This is a genomic window from Amycolatopsis jejuensis, from assembly GCF_000717335.1.
In the GTDB taxonomy this organism is placed as follows: domain Bacteria; phylum Actinomycetota; class Actinomycetes; order Mycobacteriales; family Pseudonocardiaceae; genus Amycolatopsis; species Amycolatopsis jejuensis.
This window is the reverse complement of sequence record NZ_JNYZ01000007.1, coordinates 69,150-90,875: the sequence shown is the minus strand read 5'-3', so window position 1 is coordinate 90,875 and position 21,726 is coordinate 69,150. Positions and strand designations below refer to the sequence as shown.

Annotated in this window: 17 protein-coding genes and 1 pseudogene; 7 read left to right on the top strand and 11 right to left on the bottom strand. The window is 70.0% G+C overall.

The features are described from left to right. Positions 1-70: 70 nt before the first annotated feature. Positions 71-1,702, top strand: a complete 1,632-nt coding sequence (locus tag OO71_RS10470) for an AMP-binding protein (RefSeq protein ID WP_033289497.1) — start codon at positions 71-73, stop codon at positions 1,700-1,702. 38 nt (positions 1,703-1,740) lie between these two features. Further along, positions 1,741-2,619 (top strand): SDR family oxidoreductase, encoded by an 879-nt coding sequence (locus OO71_RS10465; RefSeq protein WP_033289496.1) that lies wholly within the window; start codon positions 1,741-1,743, stop codon positions 2,617-2,619. 3 nt (positions 2,620-2,622) lie between these two features. Here the strand turns inward: OO71_RS10465 and OO71_RS47255 are convergent, their stop codons facing one another. Further along, entirely contained in the window at positions 2,623-3,276 is a 654-nt protein-coding gene (locus OO71_RS47255; RefSeq protein ID WP_051791419.1) for a TetR family transcriptional regulator, read from the bottom strand. A 104-nt stretch (positions 3,277-3,380) separates the two neighbouring features. Between OO71_RS47255 and OO71_RS10455 the strand changes: the two genes are divergently transcribed. Next, entirely contained in the window at positions 3,381-4,844 is a 1,464-nt protein-coding gene (locus OO71_RS10455) for an MDR family MFS transporter (RefSeq protein WP_245633625.1), read from the top strand. Between the two features lie 12 nt (positions 4,845-4,856). Here the strand turns inward: OO71_RS10455 and OO71_RS10450 are convergent, their stop codons facing one another. The 7 genes from OO71_RS10450 to OO71_RS10420 form a co-directional block, all read right to left on the bottom strand. Next, positions 4,857-5,816, bottom strand: a complete 960-nt coding sequence (locus tag OO71_RS10450; RefSeq protein WP_033289495.1) for an NAD(P)H-dependent flavin oxidoreductase — start codon at positions 5,814-5,816, stop codon at positions 4,857-4,859. Further along, on the bottom strand, positions 5,813-7,378 hold the full coding sequence (locus OO71_RS10445) for an AMP-binding protein (protein ID WP_033289494.1): 1,566 nt from the start codon (positions 7,376-7,378) through the stop codon (positions 5,813-5,815). The genes OO71_RS10450 and OO71_RS10445 overlap by 4 nt, the downstream gene beginning before the upstream one ends. Further along, complete coding sequence (locus tag OO71_RS10440; RefSeq protein WP_033289493.1) at positions 7,375-8,118, bottom strand: enoyl-CoA hydratase/isomerase family protein; 744 nt, start codon at positions 8,116-8,118, stop codon at positions 7,375-7,377. Before OO71_RS10440 ends, OO71_RS10445 begins: the two co-directional genes overlap by 4 nt. Continuing rightward, entirely contained in the window at positions 8,118-9,308 is a 1,191-nt protein-coding gene (locus OO71_RS10435) for a CaiB/BaiF CoA transferase family protein (RefSeq protein ID WP_033289492.1), read from the bottom strand. The genes OO71_RS10440 and OO71_RS10435 overlap by 1 nt, the downstream gene beginning before the upstream one ends. After that, positions 9,305-10,021, bottom strand: coding sequence for an enoyl-CoA hydratase/isomerase family protein (locus OO71_RS10430; RefSeq protein ID WP_245633624.1), 717 nt, complete (start codon positions 10,019-10,021; stop codon positions 9,305-9,307). The genes OO71_RS10435 and OO71_RS10430 overlap by 4 nt, the downstream gene beginning before the upstream one ends. Before the next feature lie 17 nt (positions 10,022-10,038). Next, on the bottom strand, positions 10,039-10,953 hold the full coding sequence (locus OO71_RS10425; RefSeq protein WP_033289491.1) for a hydroxymethylglutaryl-CoA lyase: 915 nt from the start codon (positions 10,951-10,953) through the stop codon (positions 10,039-10,041). Positions 10,954-11,014: 61 nt separating this feature from the next. Further along, on the bottom strand, positions 11,015-11,488 hold the full coding sequence (locus tag OO71_RS10420; protein WP_033289490.1) for a MarR family winged helix-turn-helix transcriptional regulator: 474 nt from the start codon (positions 11,486-11,488) through the stop codon (positions 11,015-11,017). Between the two features lie 97 nt (positions 11,489-11,585). Between OO71_RS10420 and OO71_RS10415 the strand changes: the two genes are divergently transcribed. Both OO71_RS10415 and OO71_RS10410 read left to right on the top strand, forming a co-directional pair. Beyond that, complete coding sequence (locus OO71_RS10415) at positions 11,586-12,923, top strand: MFS transporter (protein ID WP_033289489.1); 1,338 nt, start codon at positions 11,586-11,588, stop codon at positions 12,921-12,923. Between the two features lie 65 nt (positions 12,924-12,988). After that, entirely contained in the window at positions 12,989-14,293 is a 1,305-nt protein-coding gene (locus tag OO71_RS10410; RefSeq protein ID WP_033289488.1) for an LCP family protein, read from the top strand. Positions 14,294-14,312: 19 nt separating this feature from the next. Here the strand turns inward: OO71_RS10410 and OO71_RS52105 are convergent. Both OO71_RS52105 and OO71_RS52100 read right to left on the bottom strand, forming a co-directional pair. Beyond that, positions 14,313-14,471, bottom strand: a pseudogene (locus OO71_RS52105) (OmpA family protein); the annotation flags it as partial. Positions 14,472-14,501: 30 nt separating this feature from the next. Continuing rightward, complete coding sequence (locus OO71_RS52100; RefSeq protein WP_245633623.1) at positions 14,502-14,789, bottom strand: hypothetical protein; 288 nt, start codon at positions 14,787-14,789, stop codon at positions 14,502-14,504. A gap of 341 nt (positions 14,790-15,130) precedes the next feature. On the opposite strand from OO71_RS52100, the gene OO71_RS10400 reads away from it, so the two are divergent. Together OO71_RS10400 and OO71_RS10395 are read left to right on the top strand one after the other, a co-directional pair. After that, entirely contained in the window at positions 15,131-15,796 is a 666-nt protein-coding gene (locus OO71_RS10400) for a DUF998 domain-containing protein (RefSeq protein WP_084144851.1), read from the top strand. Next, positions 15,793-17,814 carry a glycosyltransferase gene (locus OO71_RS10395; protein ID WP_033289487.1) on the top strand — a complete coding sequence of 674 codons (2,022 nt, stop codon included), beginning with the start codon at positions 15,793-15,795 and terminating at the stop codon, positions 17,812-17,814. The genes OO71_RS10400 and OO71_RS10395 overlap by 4 nt, the downstream gene beginning before the upstream one ends. A 378-nt stretch (positions 17,815-18,192) precedes the next feature. Here OO71_RS10395 and OO71_RS10385 read toward each other — a convergent pair whose 3' ends face one another. Beyond that, positions 18,193-21,462: a GH92 family glycosyl hydrolase gene (locus OO71_RS10385; protein ID WP_033289485.1), complete on the bottom strand. Its 3,270-nt coding sequence runs from the start codon at positions 21,460-21,462 to the stop codon at positions 18,193-18,195. Positions 21,463-21,726 lie beyond the last annotated feature (264 nt).

The window sequence follows — 21,726 nt, the reverse complement described above, 5'->3', positions numbered from 1 at the left end:
GGGTAGTGGGCCTGCTGACGTGCAGAGATAGTACCGCCGACACCGGCCGACGACGACCGTGGAGCATGCCGTGAGCCCTGAGCGGACCACCCTCGACCTGTTGCAGACCTACTCCGCCCCGGATGCGGACGCGACCCACCTCCTGTGCGGGCGCCACCCGGCGGACGCCGTCGCGTTCACGCTCGTCGAGGCGGACCTCGCCAGTCGCGACCTCACCTACGCCCAGCTCGAAGCCACCTCGGCGCGGTTCGCCGCCGCCCTCACCGCGCACGGGGTCCGGCCGGGCGACCGGGTCGCGACGCTGATGGGCAAGTCCGCCGAACTGGTCACCGCGCTGCTGGCGATCTGGCGGCTCGGGGCGGTGCATGTGCCGTTGTTCACTGCGTTCGCGCCGTCGGCGATTGCGCAGCGGATCGTGGGTAACGGGACGCGCGTGGTGGTGGTCGACGCCGGTCAGCGCGCGAAACTGGAACCCGGCGAGGACCTGCCCGAAGACCCTGACCGGATCATCGTGACGACCGGCGACGCGACCGGCGCCGACCTGTCCTTCGAAGCCCTTCTCGACGAGCCACATCCGCTGGCCGAGCCGGTCGCGGTGGGCGGCGACGGGACGCTCGTCGAGATCTTCACGTCCGGCACCACGGGTACTCCGAAGGCGGTGCCGGTGCCGTTGCGCGGGCTCGCCGGAATCCATTCCTACCAGCAGTTCGGCCTCGACCAGACCGACGAGGACGTGTTCTGGAACGCCGCCGACCCGGGCTGGGCTTATGGGCTGTACTTCGCGCTGCTCGGCCCGCTCGTCACCGGGCGGCGGAGTCTGCTGCTGCACGCCGGGTTCAGCCCGGAGCTGACCTGGCAGGTGCTCGAACGCTTCGGCGTCACCAACTTCACCGCCGGGCCGACGGTGTACCGCGCGCTGCGCAGCTCGGGTCTGCCGGTGCCGGCCGGGCTGCGGTTGCGGCACTGCTCGTCGGCGGGGGAGCCGCTGACGCCGGACGTCGTGACCTGGGCCGAGGAGGCGCTCGGCTGCCCGGTGCGCGACCACTACGGCCAGACCGAAACCGGCATGGTCGTCGGCAATGCGTGGCATCCGCACCTGATCGCGCCGGTCAAGACCGGGTCGATGGGACGGCCGCTGCCCGGGTTTGCGGTCGAGGTGCTGAAGGCGGGTGCCGACGTGGTCGCCGACGTCGGCGAGACCGGCCGCGTCGCGATCGACGTGCCGGCCAGCCCGCTGATGCCGTTCTCCGGCTACCGTGACGCCCCCGGCCGCACCGCGGAGCGCTTCAGCGCCGACGGCCGCTGGTACTACACCGGCGACATCGCCGCCCGCGACCGCGACGGCTATCTCACCTTCGGCTCCCGCGACGACGACGTGATCCTCATGGCGGGCTACCGGATCGGCCCGTTCGAGGTGGAAAGCGCGCTGGCCCAGCACGAAGCCGTCGCGGAAGCCGCGGTGATCGGCGCGCCGGACGAGCTGCGCGGCGAGCTGGTGGTGGCGTACGTGGTGCTGAACCCGGGTACCGATGCGTCCGACGGGCTGGTGGCGGAGCTGCAGCAGACGGTGAAGTCCCGTCTTGCCGCGCACGTGTATCCGCGGCGGATCCATTTCGTGGGGGAGCTGCCGAAGACGCCGAGCGGAAAGATCCAGCGGTTTGCCTTGCGGAGCAGGGAGTTGAGCGCGACCGGCGCCGGCTGAGCCCTGCGGCCGCCCGTGCCCGGTGCCACACTGGGCCGATGGCATCGGATCTGCGTGGCCGGGTCGCACTCGTGGCGGGCGCGACCCGCGGTGCCGGGCGGGGGATTGCCGCCGCGCTCGGCGAGGCCGGGGCGACCGTGGTCTGCACCGGACGGAGCAGCGTCACCGGGCGCGGGCGGTCCGACTACGACCGGCCCGAGACCATCGAGGAAACTGCCGAGCTGGTGACAAGCCTCGGTGGCACTGGGGTTCCGGTCGTCACCGACCATCTCGACCACGACGAGGTACGGCGGCTCGCTCGGCGCGTCCGCGACGATTACGGCCGGATTCACGTACTGGTCAACGACATCTGGGGCGCCGAGCGGCTCAAGGGCGGCCCGGCGGACTGGAATACCCCGGTGTGGCAGCACGATCTCGACGCGGGCCTGCGGATTCTGCGGCTGGGCGTCGAAACGCATCTGATCACGTCGCATTTCCTGCTGCCACTGCTGATTTCGGAACCCGGCGGCCTGCTGGTCGAGGTGACCGACGGGACCGCGGCGTACAACGCTTCGCGCTACCGCATTTCGGTCTTCTACGACCTCGCGAAAGCCGCGGTGAACCGGCTCGCCTTTTCGCAGGGGCACGAATTGGCGCCGCACGGGGCGACGGCGGTTGCGGTGACGCCGGGCTGGCTGCGGTCGGAGATGATGCTGGACAACTACGGGGTCACGGAAGAGAACTGGCGCTCGGCAGCGGCACCGCCGGGGTTCGCCGAGTCGGAGTCGCCGCGGTATGTGGGGCGGGGGATTGCGGCGCTGGCGGCGGATCCGGAGCGGGTGCGGTGGAACCAGCGGTCGGTGACGTCGGCGGAGCTTGCGCGGGAGTACGGCGTCACCGATCTCGACGGGCGGCAGCCGGACAGCTGGGCCGGGTAAGGCTCAAGACAGCGCCCGTCGGTCTCCGTACTGCGCCGCGGCCGCGATGAGCTTCCGGGCCCGCGCGTACAGCTCGCTGACCTTGGGATGCTCGCCCGCCTCCGCCCGGCGGACCCAGTCCTCGAACATGATCTGCATCGTGGCGTCCAGCACGGCGACGATTGCGCGGGGTTCGAGGCTGTCCGGGGAAGTGCCGAGCGCGGCGGCCAGCTTCGCGACCGTCCGCTCGTTACGTTCTGTGTCGGCGTGCATCATCGCCTGGGCCACCGACGGTTCGGCGGCGGCGAGCTGACGGACGCGCAGCACCCGGCGGGCCTTCGCGGTCGCTTCGTTGTCGAGTTCCGCCACCGCGCGGACGAAGCCCTCCTCAAGGGCGCGGATCGGGTCATCGCCCGCCCGCTCCGGCTCGAGTGCCGCGAACACCTCCTCGTCGATCCCTCCCTGGTAGAGCATGACCGCGCCCTCTTTGCTCGGCGAGTACCGGAAGAAGGTCCTCGGCGAGACCCCGGCCCGCTCGGCGATCTGCTCGACCGTGGTGTGCGCCACTCCCTGACGCTCGAACAGCTCGAGTGCCGCCTCGGCGATCTCCCATTCGGTCTCCCGCCGCCGCCTGGTCAGCAGGTCCGAACGCCGCCGCCCGGGAACATCGTTGTCCATTGCTGCCTCCTTGCTGCCAAGGATACATCGACCGCCTAAGTGGCAGTCACTGCCAAGCAGGCGTACAGTGTCACCTGAGTCCACCTCCCAGGTCAGGAGCACAGGTGACAACGACAACGAGACAATCCGAGCCCAAGGCGCCCGCCGGAGCCACGGGCTTGATCGTGATGCTGCTCTCGGCGACTTTCGTGATGACGCTGAACGAGACGCTGATGAGCGTCGCGCTCCCGACATTGATGAAAGACCTCGGGCTGAGCGCGACCACCGGCCAGTGGCTCACGACCGGCTACCTGCTCGTGATGGCGATCCTGATCCCCACGACCGGGTTCCTGTTCAAACGCTTCCCGCTGCGGTCGATCTTCGTGGCGGCGATGGGCGCGTTCATCCTCGGCACGCTGGCCGGGGCACTGGCCTCCGGATTCCCCTTGCTGCTCGTGGGGCGCATCCTGCAGGCAGGCGGCACGGCCGTGATGCTGCCGCTGGGACTGACCGCGGTGATGAACCTCGTGCCGGCGGAGCGCCGGGGCCGGATCATGGGCTCGGCTTCCATCGTGATCGCCGCGGCTCCGGCGATCGGCCCCACGGTGTCCGGTCTCATTCTCCAGACGCTGAGCTGGCGCTGGCTGTTCTGGCTCGTGCTGCCCTTCGCCGTGCTCTGCACCGTCGTCGGGACCGCTCGCATGCGCAACTTCACCTCGCCCAGCAAGGTGAAGATCGACCTGCTCTCGGTGGTGCTGTCCGCGCTGTCGTTCGGCGGGCTCGTCTACGGGCTCTCCAGCATCGGCGAGTCCCATGGGGGCGCGCTGATCTCGCCGTGGCTCGCGCTCGGGATCGGCCTGGCCGCGCTGGCGGTCTTCATCCTGCGCCAGCGCGCGCTGCAGCGCGGCGACCGGGCGTTGCTGGACCTGCGTCCGCTGGGCAGCTCCGCGTTCGTGGTGCCGTTCGTGACGATCGCCGCGGTCATGATGGCGCTGTTCGGCACCATCATCGTGCTGCCGCTCTACCTGCAGAACGTGCTTCACCTCGGCACGCTGACCGTCGGGATGGCCACCCTTCCCGGCGGGCTGGTGATGGCGGCGATGGGACCGCTCGTCGGGCGGCTGTTCGACCGCTACGGTCCGCGGCCGCTGGTCATTCCGGGTGCGCTGCTGGTCAGCGCCACGTTCTGGATCATGACCGCCACCTTCGACGAGCACACCTCGTTCGGGTACATCGTCTTCGTCCAGACCCTGCTCATGGCCGGGGTCGGGGTCATGCTCACCCCGATGATGACCACGGCGCTCGGGTCCGTGCGGCGAGACCTGTACTCGCACGGCAGCGCCATCGTGAGCACCGTCCAGCAGCTGGCGTCCGCCGCCGGGTCCGCGCTCTTCGTCACCGTGATGACGCAGCAAAGCTCGCCGTCGGCCGGTCAGGAATCGGCGATGGCCGACGGCGTGCATTCGGCATTCCTGTGCGGGGGCTTCATCTCCCTCGTCGCCGTGGTGCTCGCCTTGTTCATCCGCCGTCCGGTGGCGCCCAGCCAGGACGAGGCAGCCGACGCCGAACCGCTGGTGCCCCTGCACTAGCGCGGGGAGGGTTCAGTGCAGGTGGGGCAGCCGGGTCACCGTTTCCGAGTACTCCGCGACGATCCGGGCCACGATCTCCGCGGCGGGAAGGACTTCGGTGACCAACCCCGCCGACTGCCCGGCCTCGACCTTTCCACTGTGGACATCCCCGCCGAGCGCGGCGTCCTTCAACGACGAAGCCTGGAAAGTCTTGCGCCGCAACTCTTCCTCCGCACCGGAGGTTTCCAGGTCCTGCATCCGGGCGGTGAAGTCGTTGGCCAGCGCCCGGATCACGCCGAGGCCGTGGCCGACCGTCCGGGTGTCGCCGACGCCCGCCGCCAGCACCGCGGCCTGGTACGCCGGATGGACGGTCGCCTCGGTGCTCGCCAGGAACCGCGTGCCGAACTGCGCGGCGCCTGCTCCCAGCGACAGCATCGCGGCGAGACCGGCGCCGTCCGCGACGCCGCCGGAAGCGATCACCGGGACGTCCGGCACAGCGGTCACCACGGCACGGACCAGGACTTGCGTGGTGACCATCCCGGGCGGGGGATGGCCACCCGCCTCGGCACCGACCACCACCAGCGCATCGACTCCGGCGGCAGCGGCCTTAAGGGCGTGCGAAACCCCGGCGACGACGTGCAGGCAGCGCGTCCCTGCTTGGTGGAAGCGATCCAGGTAACGTCGCGGGCCGCCCTGGGAAGCGATGAGCACCGGCGGGCGGTGCTGGAGCAGCAGGTCGATCACGTCGTCCGCGCCTGCCCGGTACAGCGGCAGGTTGACTGCCCACGGCCGGGTGGTGCCTGCGGCCATTTCCTCCAATGTGCGGGCGAGATCCGGCAGCCGCATGGGACCTGCGGCGACCACGCCGAGCCCGCCTGCGTTGCTCACGGCGAGTGGTAGCGCCGAGCATGACGATGCCCAGGACATTCCGGCTTGCAGGATCGGGTAGTCGATCCCGAGCAGGTCGGTGATCGGGGTGCGCAGGCGGGTCACGAGCCTGCCTCCAGGAGGGATCGGGCGTGTTCGGCCAGGCGGTTCTTCTGGACTTTCGAGCTGGCCGTCATGCCGATCGTCTCGAAGCCCTCGACGATCCGCAGGTGCCGCGGCACCTTGAAGCCCGCCATCCGGTCTCGTACCCACGCGAGCAGGTCGGCCTCGGACGGGCCGGGGCCGGTCAGCACGACGAACGCGAACGGGACCTCGATCAGCCGCTCGTCCGGGACCCCGACCACCGCCGCCTGCCGGATCTGCGGGTGCCGGTGCAGGACGTCCTCGACCTCCGCGGGCGCGACGTTCTCGCCGCCCACGCGGATGATGTCCTTGGTGCGCCCGGTGAAATGGAACCGGCCCGAGTCGTCGAGCAGGCCGACGTCGCCGGTCGACAGCCAGCCGTCGGCGTCCAGGACTTCGGTGGTGCGCGCCGGGTCGTCGAGGTACCCCTGCATCACGTTCCAGCCGCGCACGAGCACCGATCCCGGTTCGCCCGGCGCGCAGTCGCGGCTGTCGTCCAGGGCGCGGATCCGCACTTCGACGCCGGGTTCCACGGCCATCGCCCCGGACGCGCGGATTTCCTCCGGCTCCCACCACGCCGACTGTGCAACGTTCGGTGAAGCTTCCGAAAGGCCATATCCCGCAACGCATTCCCGCGCGCCGAGCTCGTCGATCACCCGGCGGATCACGGTCGGCGAAGCGGCCACCCAGGCGCCACGCAGGGAAAGCGAAAACCGGGGAAGGCCGGGATGGTTCAGCAGCAACAGCGCGATCGTGTCATTGCCGGAGAAGTGCGTACAGCGTTCGGTTTCCAGCAGCCGCAACGCTTCGGCCGGTTCGAACTTCGGCATGGTGACCAGCGTCGTCGCGTGCTGGAGAGACGACAGTACCGACAGCGTGCTGCCTGCCACGTGGAAGAACGGCCGCGCCGAATGGAACCGGTCGCCGGGCCGCAAACCCATGCGGGCGCCGGAAAAGAAGGCGTCCGCGCACATGTTGCGGTGGGTGAGCAGGACGCCTTTCGGCCGGGATGTCGTACCCGAGGTGTACTGTACGAGCAGCACATCATCAGCCACTGCCACCGGCGCGGCCGGAATTCCTGCGGCGAGGAACTCCGTCCATTCCGGGCTGCCCACCACCAGGATCCGCTCGAGATCGGCGAATCCGGGCCGGATACCCGCGCCCTCGAACATGGTGGTGAAATCGTTGCTGAGCACGCGATGTGCGGTGAACAGCGTCCGTACCCGCGCGTGCGTGAGCGGGTAACGGACCTCGTCGGCGGTGTACCGGGTGTTGATCGGCACCACCACCGCGCCGACCGATCCGAGCGCGAGGAACAGCGTCACCCACTCCGGCGTGTTGCCCAAGCACAGTCCGACGCGGTCGCCGCGCCCGATCCCGGCTGCTGCCAACGCATTCCGCACCTGGGAGACCGCGCGAGCGAGCTCCCCGTAGGTGATCCGGGATTCGGCAGTGACCACGGCCTCGACGTCCGGCGCCAGCAGCGCCGCCCGGGCGAGTGCCTCGTGGATGGTCAGCGGGCAGGCGGTGCGCAGGTCGGTCATCGGGATTCTCCAGTCGCGAACCGGGCGATGCCGTCCCGCCAGCCGCCGTCGGACAGGTTCTGCTCGATCGCCGCCATTTCGATCCGGATGCCGCGGTCGAGGTCGGTCTCCGCGCCGAGGTCGACGGCACGTTTGGTCAGCGCGATCGCTCCGGGCGGCGCCGCGGCGATCGCGGCCGCAGTTTCGGAGCCTGCCGCGGCGAGATCCGGTACGACCCGCGTGACCAGCCCCAGCGCCGCAGCTTCGGCCGCAGGTAACGGCCGGTTGGTGAACAACAACTCCTTCGCCCGCCGTTTCCCGATCGCCCGCTGCAACCGCTGGGTCGCCCCGACGGTACCCCAATGTGGTTCCGGGAAACGGAAAACCGTGCCTTCGGCAGCAAGCGCGAAGTCGGCCGCGAGCGTGATTTCCCCGCCCGACCCGACCACCGCACCGTGCACCAACGCCACCACCGGACACCGGCACGCCTCGATCGCCGCGTACGCCGCGAACGACGCGACCCGGCGCCGTCGTACCCACGCCGCGTCCTTGCCGGTCCGTTCCTTGAGGTCCGCGCCCGCACAGAACACCGGACCGGCGCCGCTGAGCAGCACCACCCGGACGTCGGAACTGTCGATCGTCTCGAAAGCCTCCCGCAGCTCACGACACATCGGCAGGTCGAGCGCGTTTCGTGCCTCCGGCCGGGAGAGCGAAACGTGCGCGATCCCATCGCGCACGTCGAGCTTCACGCGTTCGCTCATCAGATCACGCCCGCGGCCCGCAGGCCCTCGATCTCGCCGTCGGACAGCCCAGCCAGGTCACGCAACACGTCGTCGGTGTCCGCGCCGAGCACCGGAGGCACGCCCGGCGCCGGAGCGTCCCGGGCAGTCTCGCGCAACGGCGTCCGCAACGCCGGAAACCGGCCCTCGACCGGGTGCTCGAACTCGCCGACCACCCCGCGCGCGACGGCGTGCGGATCAGCCAGCGCTTCGCGTACCGAACGCACCGCGCCAGCCGGAACATCGGCCGCCTGCAGCTCTTTCACCAGCTGATCCCGGTCGTGCTGGGCGATCGCGCCGCGCAACGCCTTCATCACCCGGTCCCGATGCTCGACCCGGCCCGCGTTCTCTTGCAGCACCGGGTCAGCGCCCAGCGCGGCCAGCCCCAGTACCGCGCAGAGCGGCGCCCAATGCTGGTCGCTGCCGCTGATGTGCAGCCATTCGCCGTCCCCGGCCTGGAATGCCGCCGACGGCACGCGCCCCGGATGCTCGGTCCCGGTCCGGACCGGGTCCTCGCCGAGGGCGAACAGCCGCGCGGCATTGAGCGCATGCAGGCTGAGCTGGACGTCCATCATCGCGACATCCAGATGCCGCCCGCGGCCGTCCGCCGCTCGTCCGGCAAGGCCGCTGAGCACGGCGATCACCACCCACAGCCCGGACGTCAGGTCCGCCACCGGCACCCCGGTCTTCGCGGGTGGCCCGGCCGGGTCGCCGGTCATCGCCATCACGCCGGACAGCGCCTGGAAAACCGTGTCGTACCCCTTGCGGTGCGCGTCCGGGCCGGTCTGGCCGAATCCGGTCGCCGACACCAGCACCAGTCCGGGATTCGCCGCGGACAGCTCGGCGTAACCGAGACCGAGCCGCTCCAGCGTGCCGGGCAGGAAGTTCTCCACCACGACGTCGGCGCGCGCGGCGAGCTTCCGCGCGATCTCCCTGCCGCGTGGGTCCTTCAAATCCAGCGTCACCGACTGTTTGCCGCGGTTGAAAGCGAAGAAGTACGCACTTTCACCGTGCGGGAGCCGGGGTTCGAAGGAGCGGGTCTCGTCACCGGACCCGGGCCGTTCGACCTTGATCACCGTCGCGCCCAGCTCCGCGAGGATCTGCGTGGCCAGCGGCGCGGCGAGGACCCGGGACAGATCGAGCACCGTCGTACCGGCGAGCGGGCCGGTCATCGGCGGAACCCGCGCATCAGGGCGTTGACGTCCTGCCCGGCGCGCATCGCGGCGTCCGTCGGCAGGTCGGCGACGCGGTAGAAAAGGTCCTTCGCCGCGGCTATCGCGCGGGGCTCGACAACCGACCAGCGCTGCGCGATCGCGAGCGCGGCGGCCACGATTTCGTCCGGTTCGACGACCTCGTTCACCAAACCGTACGAAGCGGCTTCCGTTGCGGTGAGCAGTCGGCCCGTGCTGACCAGCTCGAAGGCCAGTTTGCGGCCGAGGTGCCGGACCAGCCCGGTCATCACCAGCGCAGGCACGATCGAATGCTTCAGCTCCGGGTAACCGAACTTCAGGTCCGACCCGGCAACCACCATGTCCGCACCGATCGCGAGCCCCGCGCCACCGCCGACCGCCGCCCCGCGCACCGCGGTGACCACCGGGACCGGCAGCTGCTGCATCCGCGTCTGCAGCCGGGCGGTGAGCGCTGCGCGTTCGAGAACCGCGCCGGGCTGATCCGGCGTCAACGAAGAAAACTCACTCAGGTCGGCCCCCGCGCAGAACCCCCGGCCCGCTCCGGTCAGCACGACCGCGCGTACCTCCGGGTCACGACCGGCTTCGTCGAGCGCGGTGTCGAGAGAGCGGGTGAGCGCGGTGTCGAGCGCGTTGAGCTTGTCCGGCCGGTTGAGCGTGAGGACGCGCACGGCGTCGTGATTTTCGATGTGCAGCAAGGATTCTCCCCGGGAAATCAGGCGGACAGGGTGCGGGCGACCATGCTGTGCAGTGGCCTGCCGAGCGCTTCCTCGCAGGCGGCGGACGCGGCGGCGAGCCGGTCGAGGTCGAGCCCGGTCTCGACGCCCATCGCGTCGAACAGGCTCACCAGGTCCTCGGTGCAGACGTTGCCGGTGAGCCCGGCGCCGTAGCCGATCTTTGCCGGATGCCCGCCCACGCCGCCCATCGCGGAGTCGAAATGGCGGCATCCGGCGTCGAGCGCGGCGACCGCGTTCGCGATCCCGGTGCCGCGCGTGTTGTGCAGGTGCGCGACCAGCGGCAGGTCCGGATGCTCGCGCGACAACCGCGTGTACAGCGCCCGCATCGAACCCGGGGTCGCGACGCCGGTGGTGTCGCCGAGGGTGACCAGTGCGGCCCCGAGGTCGGCGAACCGGGCGACGTCCTCGGCGACCCGGCCTGGGTCGACCTTGCCCTCGAACGGACAGCCGAACGCCACCGACACCACTCCGACCAGGCGGAACCTACCGTCGGCGAGCCGGACCATCTCGGTCACCCGCTCCCATTGCCCGGCCCGCGTGGTGCGCAGATTGCGCTCGGTGTGCGCCTCGGTGGCAGACACCAGCAGGCTCAGCTCCTCGGCGCCGTACCCGGCGTCGAGGTCGGCGAGCGCCCGTTCGACCGCGCGTGGGTTCGGGCAGGTCGCTTTGAACGCGACATCGGGACGGCGGGGGATCGCGGCGAGCACCTCGGACGCGTCGGCGAAACCGGGTACCCGGGCCGGATGGCTGTAGCTGGTCGCTTCGATCCGCCGGAAACCGGTGCGGACGAACGAGTCCAGCAGCGCGACCTTCGTCGCGGTCGGCACGGGTTCCGGCTCGTGCTGCAGCCCGTCGCGGGCGAAGCACTCGCAGATCGTGACGGCGTCGGGCATCCTGGGGCCACCTCCTCGTCGGTGGTTCCAGAAGTACGCCAGGGTGTTGACAAAGTCAACACTAGTGAGCGCGCTCACCCTCCTCGACGGCCAGCGCGCGCTCGGCGAGCTTGTCCAGTGCGCGGTCCAGTACCCTGGCCTCCTCGGCGGTGAGGGCGGCGAGGAAGTCCGCGTCGCGCTCGTTGGCGGCGGTGATCAGGCCGCGGTACACGCGCGTGCCCTCGGCGGTGAGCGCGAGCTGCGACGTACGGCCGGACCCCGCGGTGCGGTTCACCAGGCCGCGCTCGGTCAGCCGGCTCACCACGCGGCTCATCTGCGCTTTGTCGAGCCCGGCGCGGCGGGCGAGCCGGTTGAGGGTGAGCGTCGGGTCGGCCGCGATCAGCGCGATCGCGCGCCATTCGCCGAGGCTCACGTCGAAGTCCCGCCGGTAGCGCACCGCGGCGCTGCGCGACATCGCCGACGACGTGCGCGAAAGCCGGTAGGACAGCAGTCCGGAGATGGGGACCGGCTCGTGGCCGTCTGCGCGTTCCGCCATGGCCGGACATCGTAGCCGTTCGGCCTCGGGTGTTGACAAACTCAACACTGGATGCGGACACTGCAAGCCGCCCGATCCCCGCCGAAGGAGCCGAGCCGTGGCCGAACCGTCCGCCGTCACCGGCACGCCCGCAACCACTGTCGACCGCAAGGCGACCTACCGCACCATCGCCCGGCGCGTGATGCCGTTGCTGGTGGTCTGCTACGTCGTCAGCTATATCGACCGCACCAACATCGGCATCGCCCAGCAGGGCCTGAAACGCGATCTCGCCTTCGGGCCCGCGGTGTACGGGCTCGGGGTCACGCTCTTCTTTGTCGGGTTCATCCTTTTCGAGATCCCCAGCAACGCGTTGCTGGCCCGGATCGGCGCCCGCAAGACGCTCGCCCGGATCATGGCCAGCTGGGGCGTCGTGACCATGGTGACCCTGTTCGTGCACAACGAGATCACCTTCTACGTCGCCCGGTTCCTGCTGGGCGTTGCCGAAGCCGGATTCTTCCCCGGCGCGCTGTACCTGCTCTCGCTGTGGTTCCCGTCGTCGCGGCGGACCCGGATGACGGCGGTGTTCTTCATCGGCATCCCGGTGTCCGGGGTGTTCGGGTCGATCGTTTCGGGCTGGATCATGCATTCGCTCGGCGGCGTGGCCGGTCTCGCGGACTGGCAGTGGCTGTTCCTGATCGAGGGGATCCCGCCGGTGCTGCTGGCCGTGCTGGTGCTGTTCTTCGTCACCGACGGGCCCGAACAGGCGAAATGGCTCACCGCGGAGCAGAAGGCCGCCGTGCGCGCCGACCTCGAAGCGGACCGCCGCGGCAAGGGTTCGCCGGAGGGTAAACAGCACGGCGGGCTCCTGCTGGCCTTGCGCGACCCGAAGGTCTGGGTGCTCGGGCTTTGCGCGTGTGGCGCGTACACGCTGGCGAATGCCGTGTCGTACTGGACCCCGCGGATCATCGCCGACGCGGGGGTCGGCAACGTGCTGAACCTCGGGCTGTTCTCGGCGCTCCCGCCGCTGCTCGGCATCGTGGTGATGCTGCTGGTGGGCCGCCATTCCGACCGCACGCTCGAACGGCGCTGGCACGCGGCCACGAGCTGGATCGTCGCCGCGTTCGCGATGCTGGCGATCTCGGTGTCCGGCGGCAACGTCGTGGTGATCATCCTCCTGCTCGCGGTGATGGCGGCCGCGCATTATTCGGGGCTGACGGTGTTCTACTCGATCCCGTCGATCTACCTCACCGACCGTGCGGCGGCCACCGGGATCGCGCTGGTGACGTCGATGGGCTCGTTCGCCGCGGCGGCGTCGCCCTCGCTGCTCGGGTTCATCCAATCGTCGACCGGGAGCCTGTCGCTGGGCCTGCAGATCAGCGCGGGGATCATCCTGCTGGCCGTGGTGGTGCTGCTCGCCGGCGTCCGGCCGGGCGATCTCCGCGAACGGCACCGCTGACCTCGGTTCTCATCGCTCTCACAGCGACGCCGGAGTAAGACCGGGGTCGCCGGAGGGAGCGCTGAGTGCTGGAGCGCGCGAAGGGTCACTGGGCCGAGCGGATCGGCGTGGTCGCGCTGGTCGCGGTGGTGCTGGCCGGGGCCGCCTACGGGTGGGTGGAGCTGCGCACGCTGCTGTCCGGGGTGACCACGCCGTCCGCGCTCGACGGCCGTCCGCGCCCCGGCGGCGACACGAACATCCTCCTGATGGGCCTCGACGCGCCGCACAGCTACGACGCGGACGTGCTGATGCTGCTGCACGTCCCGGCGGACGGCAACCACCCGACAGTCATCTCGATCCCGCGCGACGACTACACCGACCTCGCCGGCTGTCCCGGCGGGGTGTGCCGGGGGAAGATCAAGCAGGCTTACAGTTTTGCGTTCGCTGCCGCGTCGAAACGTCTCACCGCGAGTGCTGCGCGCGACGCAGGCCGGGCTGCCGAAATCGCGACGGTGCAGCAGTTTCTCGGCGGAGTGACGGTGGACCACTTCGTGGAGGTGACGCTGGCTGCGTTCGTCGAGATCGCCGAGGTCGTGCAGCCGATCACGGTGTGCTTGACTGACGACACCCACGACAGCTACTCGGGCGCGGACTTCCATCGCGGGCAACAGCAGATTTCGGCCGAGCAGGCGGTTGCCTTCGTAGGGCAGCGACGCGATCCGCAGCGCGAATTCACTGACCTGGACCGGGAACGGCGGCAGCAGGCTTTCATCCTTTCCCTGGTGCATCAGCTGAAGGAAACACCCGGCCTGGTCGGCAAGCTGATTCCGGTGGCACAGGGCCGCATTGCCGTCGATTCCGGTTTGGACCTGCGGGCGCTCGTGCAGCAGGCGGCTTCGTTCGAGCTGACGTTGGCGACCTTGCCGGTCGAACGGTTCGGAAAGGATTCCCGCGGCGAGGACATCAATATCGTCGACCCGGTGAAGATCCGCGCGGCCGCTGCGCGACTGCTGGGCCGGGCTACGCCGCCACCGACCGCGGGTCCGGAAGTGGACGTGGTGAACGGGAGCGGCCGGGAAGGTTTGGCTGCCCGGGTGGGGAAAGTGCTGCCGTCACGGGGTTACCGCGCTGGGCGGGTGTCCAGCGGGCGTCGCGTGCACCACACCGTGGTGCATTACGGGCGAGGAGATTCCGCATCGGCGGCCAAACTCGTCGCAGCGCTCGGCGGCGGGTATTCGGTGGCCTACGACGGTTCTCTCGGTGCGGGTGAGTTGAAACTGGTGCTGGGCGGGGATTTTCGGGAACTGTCCGAAAAGGACCCGGTGGTGCCGGTCGCGCCGCCGATTGCTGCGGAGGAACTTTCCGGCGATGGGGTGCCTTGTGTGAAGTAGTCAGTTGTTGCCGCTTCGGTCACGAAGCGACGCTGAGCTGCGTATCCAGTGCCGGTGCGCCTTGCGCCTGCTCGTTGCCGGTCGCCTCGGGTTGCACGCGGTCCTTGGTGACACCGTCCGCCTCGAGCGCGGTCGTGATCGCCTGTGCGCGCTGCTCGGAGAGGGATTTCGCCTTGGCCGCATCGGGATATCCGGCGTGGGTGGCGACCTACAGCTTGACATCGTTACCCTGCAACGCTTTCGCGACCACCGAGAGCGTTTCCTTTGCCTGGCCGGGAAGTTCCGCCTTCTCCGCTTCGAACGTGATCGGTGACTGCTGTGTCGCCTGCTGAATGGCCGTGGTGACCTGCTGGGCGGCTGCCGCTGCGGGCGGTGGGTTCTGCCCGGACGCGGTACCGGACCCGCCCTGGCCGCCCGAATCGCCCGACCCGCACGCGCTGACCAGCGCGGCGACGACCGCAGCCCCGGCAACCGCCGGGACGAATGTCCTGTGCATGAAAATCACGCTCCTTCGGCTGGGTCCCGCCCCGGGATCGGAACACGCCGGTCCGGGCCGGGCAAACTCGCCTCACCCACGCGAGGTCCGGTACCCCGCGCCCGGTTCCGCACCCCAGCAGGGCGGCCGCCGATCCGGGACCCGGGCAGAGTGCGCCGACATCCACCCGGGTGAGGGACCCTGTCTGTCCATAGTGGACACTTGAAGGATGCCGGTCGGTGTATAACGGCCTATTCGGCGCCGCTCGGGCGTTCTCTCCGGGAGCAAGCGCGAAGAGCGTTGTCCCTGATCACGGGCCATCCCCGGGACCGATACCCGGGTCCATCTCAGGGTGTTCCCGGATGTCATCGGTCCCGGTGGTCAGCATGCTGGCTGTCGTGACCCTCATCCCGCGGAAGGACCTGGCGACGGCACCGGCACTCGCCGGAGCGGGCCTGGTCCTTTCGCTGCTGCCGATCGCGGTGCTGCACCTCGTGGCGGCGGGCGCGGTGAGCCCGGTCCGGGACGTCATCAGCGACTACGTGTTCGCTCCCGGCGGCGTTGCGCTGCTCGCGTTCAGTTCGCTCGGCCTGGCCGGCGCGTCGCTGGTGCTGCGGTCCGGGCTCGTCGCCCGTGGCCTGCCGAAACGCGGCCCCGAGGCGGTACTGCTCACCCTGTGGGCGGCGGGTCTGGTGGTCGCGACGTTCTTTCCCACCGACCCGACCGGCATCCCGACCAGCTTCTCCGGCGCGGTGCACCGCTATGCGGGCCTGGCGATGTTCGTGTGCCTGCCGCTCGCGGGCTGGTTGCTCGGGCGCCGGTATCCGGCCGCGACCGCGGTCCGGCACCTTTCCGCGGCGTCCGGAGCGGCGTCGTTCGCCTTTCTGCTCGCGCATGCACCGCTTCTGGAGCAATCCGTACCCGCGTTTCTGGGGTTGTTCGAACGCGTCCTGTTCGCCTTGCTCTATGCCCAGCTTTTCGCCATTGCCCTGGTCCTGCGCCGGGAACCTGCCGAGGTGATTCCGTGACGATCATCGCCATTCTTCTCGCGATTCTCGGCGCGGTCTTCTTCGCGGTGGGGGCGCTGCTGCAGCACGGGGTGGTCGCCGGAATGCCGGGCAGTCCCCGGATCACGGACCTCGTCCGCACGCCGCGGTGGCTCGGCGGGCTTCTGCTGCTCGGCGGTGGCGCGGGGGTGCACGCGGTGGCACTGGGCATGGCGCCGCTGACGGTCGTGCAGCCGGTCGGGGTGCTCGCGGTGGCTATCACCGCGGTGCTCGACCGGCGCCGCCGGGATCTGCCTGCGGTCGCGGTGACGACCCTCGGCGTCGGCACTTTCGTGATGGTCGCCGCGGACAGCACCACGAGTACCGCGGTAGGGGCGAACGCCCAATTGCGTGCCGCCTTCATCGTGCTGGGAATCGTCGCCGCACTCACGCTGATCGGCGCGATTTCCAGTCGACCGGCCATTCGCGGAATGTGTTTCGGCGCGGCCGGAGGTGCTGCGTACGGCTTCGTTTCCGTGTTGATGCGAGCGGTTTCCCTCGAGGTCCGGGAAGGCACCATCGGATTCGAGACGGCGGTGTCCGCGGCCGCGATGGTGGTGGCGCTGCTCGTCGGCGGCTGGCTGGTGCAACTGGCTTACCGGTGCGGTCCGCCGCATCTGGCCGTGGCGTGCCTGACGGTGGTGGACCCGCTGGTCGCGGTCGGTCTCGGCGCCGGGGTGCTCGGCGAGGCGGCCCAGCCTGCCGGGTGGGCAACCGCGGTCGCGCTGGCCGCGGCCGCAGTGGCGGTCGGCGGCGTGGTGGCGCTGAGCCGCAGCAGTTCTTCTCCTGTCCAATCCAGCAGATCGGAGCAACCAGTGAACGACGACCGGGCTTTGCGCATCGTGGTCGCCGCCGAAACCTACCCGCCGGACGTGAACGGCGCGGCGCACTTCGCCCACCGGCTGGCCACCGGCCTCGCCGGACGGGGCCACGAGGTGCACGTGATCACCGTCGACCCGGAGGGCGAGGCGCGCACCGAACGGACCGGCGACGTGGTGGTGCACCGCGTGCGCTCACACCGCACGCCCTTCCACCGGACCTTCCGCATCGGGCTGCCGTGGGAAGTGAGCAGCGATGTGTCGTCGCTGCTGCGGGAAATCCAGCCGGACCTGGTGCATGTACAGGCGCATTTCGTGGTCGGCAGGTACGTGCTGCGGCACGCGGCGGCGATGGGGGTACCGGGGGTGGCGACGAACCACTTCATGCCGGAGAACCTCTTCGGCCACCTGCACGTGCCGGAATGGCTGCGCGGTGCCGCGTCGAGATGGGCGTGGCGGGACCTGACCCGGGTGTTCTCGACGGCCCGCGTGGTCACCGCACCGACCCCACGGGCAGTGGAACTCTTGCACAGCAACGGTTTCCCGCAGCGGGCGATCGCGGTGTCGTGCGGGATCGACATCGACCGTTACCGGCTGCGCACGGCAGTGCGGGATTCCGCCGACCCGACGGTGCTGTTCGTCGGACGGCTCGACGAGGAGAAACGCGTCGACGAGCTGCTGCGCGCGGTCGCGCTCGTGCCGGGGTTGCGTGCGGAGATCGTCGGTGACGGTTCGTGCCGCGCGCAATGGGAAACGCTCGCGGACGACCTCGGCATCGCCGACCGGGTGCGCTTCCGGGGGTTCGTGTCCGAAGAGGACTTGCTCGACGCGTACGCTTCGGCGGATCTCTTCTGCATGCCCGGGGTCGCGGAACTGCAGAGCCTTGCGACGATGGAGGCCATGGCGGCCGGGAAACCCGTGGTGGTCGCCGATGCGATGGCACTGCCGCACCTGTGCCGCCCGGGATACAACGGCTGGCTGTTCCAGCCGGGCGACGTAGCCGAACTGGCCGACCGCCTCCGCGCGGTGACCGCCGACCCGGCCACCCAGTCCAGAATGGGCGCGGCGAGCGGGAAGATGATCGCGGCGCACGCCCTGGAGTCCACTTTGGACGCTTTTGAGGCGCACTACGCGACGGCGATGGGCCGGATTCCGGCGGCGGCGGTCGACCGCGCGGCGTGACGGAGCCGACGGGGAACTGGGGCGCAGGGGGAAGGCCTGATGGGGGAACTGGGGTCTGGGGATCGCGCTGACGGGGGAACCGGGGAGGGCCGGGTTTGCCGGGGATGGGCGGGCCGGGTTTGGGGGAGCTGGGGAGGACCGGGTTCGGGGAAGCTGGGGAGGACCGGGTTCGCCAGGAACTGGGGGAGGCGGAGTTCGGGGGAACTGCGGAGGGCCGGGGTTCGGGGGAGGGCCGGGTTCGCGGGAACTGGGGGAGGGCCGGTTCGCCGGGGACGAGGCGGTGGGGTTCGCCGGAGACGGGGGAGGGCCGGATTCGGGGGAACCGGGGCGGGCCGGGTTCGCCGGAGACGGGGGAGATCCGGCGAACCCGGCCCGGGTTCAGGTGAGCGTGATGGCGTAGATCTGCACCCGCGGGTCGTTCGGCAGGCTGACCGACTGGACGGTCTTCCCCGCGTCCAATGTGGACTTCATGCCGAACAACCGCACCGGCGGCCCGTCCACGCCGCTGCCCGCCTTGATCCGGTGCGGCATGTCGAGCACGATCGTGGTGCCGTCGGGCGTCGAACCGGCCCAGTCGCCGAAGGTGGCGGGCAGGTCGGCGCTCGTTCCGTCGCTGTAGTGGACGGTCAGCGCCGTCGACACCGGACCGTTGTGCGACGCGCCGATCAGCCGCACCGATTCGTGCTTTCCGGCCGGTAGCAACAACGACTGCCCGCGCGCCTCGACGAAGTTCGCGGCAGTCCCGGCGGGATCGGGGGCGGCGTACGTCACTCCATCATGGACGAACGGACCAGCGGGCGGAAGCAGCGCAGCGTCGTAACTCCAGCCGCTGTCGTCGAAATTGCCTTCGGTGGACGCGGCCACGGTCGCAGTGCCGTCGTGGTTGCGGTCGTGCCCGAGGTCGACCGCGCACTGTGTTCCGGACGTCGCCGCACACACCGTCGGCTCCCGGACCTCGATGTTCGCGGTGCGGGTGACCGTGTTCGCGCCCGGGCCGAATGCCTTGAGCTCCACGGGATACTTCCCGATCGGCGTTCCGGCGGGGACGGTCACGGTGACCGGCGCGGTTTTCTGCGCCGGTAGCCGGAACGACCACAGCAGCTGCAACTGTTCGGTCTGCACCCGCCAGCCGCGCGGCGCCGTCGCGGTCACCAGAACCGGTTGTGCGCCGGGGTTCTGCGCGAGCACGTCCAGGTTCAAGTGGACAGTCTGTGCGGTGGATTGTGCAGGCAGCACAACGGAACCCGGCCGTAGTGACGTGTCGACGTGCCGCCGCTGATCAGCACCCGCCTTGTTCACCGACGGCGGTTCCGCGCCCGCCCCGGTTCCCCACCGCGACGGTTTATCGCCGAGCCGGTGGGCGAGCGCGCCGCCGTGGGCGACCGCCGACCAGCCGAGCCAGGTCTTGCGCACCTCCTGGCCGTTGAGCGAAACGCTTTGCACGTAACGGTTCGTGTCGCTCGCGCCCGGGGCGGTGACGGTGAGCGTGCCACCCTGCTTGTCCCCGTACTGTCCGATCCGGACAGTCGCGGACTCGAACTGCGGGCTGGACACGGCGAGGAAGTTCGCGCCGCTCATCGTCGGGTAGAGCCCGAGCGAGGAGAAGACGTACCACGCCGACATCGTGCCGAGGTCGTCGTTGCCGGTCATGCCGTCCGGGCCGGTGGTGAAGAGCGTCATCGCGGCACGGACGACGGTTGCCGTCTTCGCCGGTGCGCCGACCCAGTTGTACATGTACGGCGAAAGCAGGTCTGGTTCGTTGTTGGGGTTGTAGGTGGCTTTGGCGTAGTAGTCGTACGGGCTGGCGATCCAGTCCTTGCGGGCAGTGCCGGCGGGGTCCTTGAGCAGGTTGCCGTAGGCGAAGAACTCGTCGAGCCGCTTTTCGGTCGCCTGCTTGCCGCCCATGAGCGAGGTCAGCCCGGCCGGGTCCTGCGGCACGAGCCACTGGTACTGGTGTGCGCCGCCTTCGTGGAACTGATGGTCGGCGTCGATCGGGTTGTACGGCGTGAGCCAGGTGCCGTCGGTCGTCCGCGGCCGGAACTGCTTGATCGAGGTGTCCCAGACGTTGCGGTACCACTGGCCGCGATCGGCGAACATCCGCGCGTCGTCCTGGTGGCCGAGGCCCTTGGCCATCAAGGCGAGCGCGGCGTCGGCGGCGGAGTACTCCATGGTCGCCGACGTCGGATGCTCGCAATCGTTGTCGCCGCCCTTGGCCGCACAGTCCTTGCCGAGCGTGAGGCCGCTCGGAAGGTACCCACGGTCGTTGTAGTAGTTCGCGCCGGAGCGGCCGTTGTACGGCGACTCGGCCGGTGGCGTGCTCGTCGCGTTCTTCTTGAGCAGCCCGTACGCCTCTTGCTCATGCCCGGCGAGCAGGCCTTTCGACCAGGCTTCGACGAGGAACGGGGTCACCGGGTCGCCGGTCATGATGTTGGTTTCGCTGGACCCGAGCGCCCAGCGCGGCAGCCAGCCACCGTCGCGGCCGATCGCGAGCAGCGACAACGCGACGTCACGCGCCACTTGCGGTTCCAGCATTTCGAGCAGCTGGTTCTGCGGGCGATAGGTGTCCCAGAGCGAGAAGTTCTGGTACGGCGTGTATCCGTCGGCGTGGTGCACCTTGCCGTCGAATCCGGTGTACTCACCGCTGACGTCGCCGGCCAGGTTCGGGTGCAATTGCGCGTGGTAGAGCGCGGTGTAGAAGGCGGCCTGCCGGTCCGGGGTGCCGCCGCCGATCTTGATCGCGCCGAGCCGGTCGGCCCACTTCTGGCGCAGGGCGGCGCGGGTGGCGTCGAAGTCGTAGCCGGTACCGGTTTCCGCGGCGAGGTTCTTGCGGGCGCCGTCAAGACCGGTGTAGGAGAGGCCGACCTTGAGTACGACATCGTGGTCATTCGCCGCGTCGAAAGTGACCCAGGCGCCGTTGCCGCCGGTGCCGCCCGCGTCCCGGCTGCCCGCGGTGCGGGTGCCGCCGCGCCAGGTGCCGAAGGAGGCGAAGGGCCGGTCGAAGGTGGCGGTGAAGTAGACGGTGTGCTCGTCGTGCCCGGCGCAGAACCCACCGGCGCGCACGCGGCCTTCGAGGGTCCGGTCGCCGACGACGTGGATTTCGGAGTCCTTCACCGACTGGTTGGCCTGGCCGGTGTTGAAGAGGACGTTCGCCTCGCCGGTGGACGGGAACGTGTAGCGCTGCCAGCCGGTGCGCTCGGTGGCGGTGAGCTCGGCACCGACGCCGTACTTCTTCAGCCCGACGCGGTAATAGCCGGGTTCGGCCTGCTCGTCGTCGTGGCGGTAGCCGGATTTGTAGGCGTCCTTGTCGGTCTGGACGGCGCCGGTGGTCGGCATGACCGGCAGCTCGCCCATGACGCCGCAGCCGACGCCGGAGAGGTGGGTCTGGCTGAAGCCGTAGATGGTGTTCTGCTGGTAGTCGTAACCGCCCTGGCCGCCGGTGTCGGGGCTGACCTGCACCATGCCGAAGGGCGCACTGGCGCCGGGAAACGTGTTGCCGAAGTTCTGCGTGCCGACGAACGGATGGACGAGGGAAACCGGATCAGCCGGGCTCGCCGGCGGCCCGGCGGCGTGCGCGGTCCCGGACACTAGCCCGGAAACCACGAAGCCCGCGACCGCCACCGCGGCCACCCGTCTGCTCTGCGACCGCATGGACGCACCTCCAGGAAGGACTGACAACGTTGTCATCGGCCAAGCCGGTACAGGGGGTGCCCGGCTGGTGAGCAGCTTGGCATCCCGGGGACGGTTTGAGAAGACCTGGCGGTGGACAGGGTCGGTGGGCAGGGGTCGGTGGGCTGGGACTGTGGGCTGGGTCGGTGGGTGGTGCCGGGTCCGCCCCGCCCGACAGCCGACGAGATCGGCGCGGGAATCCCGGTTATCCCGGGAATCCCGGAAGAGCGTGTGTGTGGGGGGCGG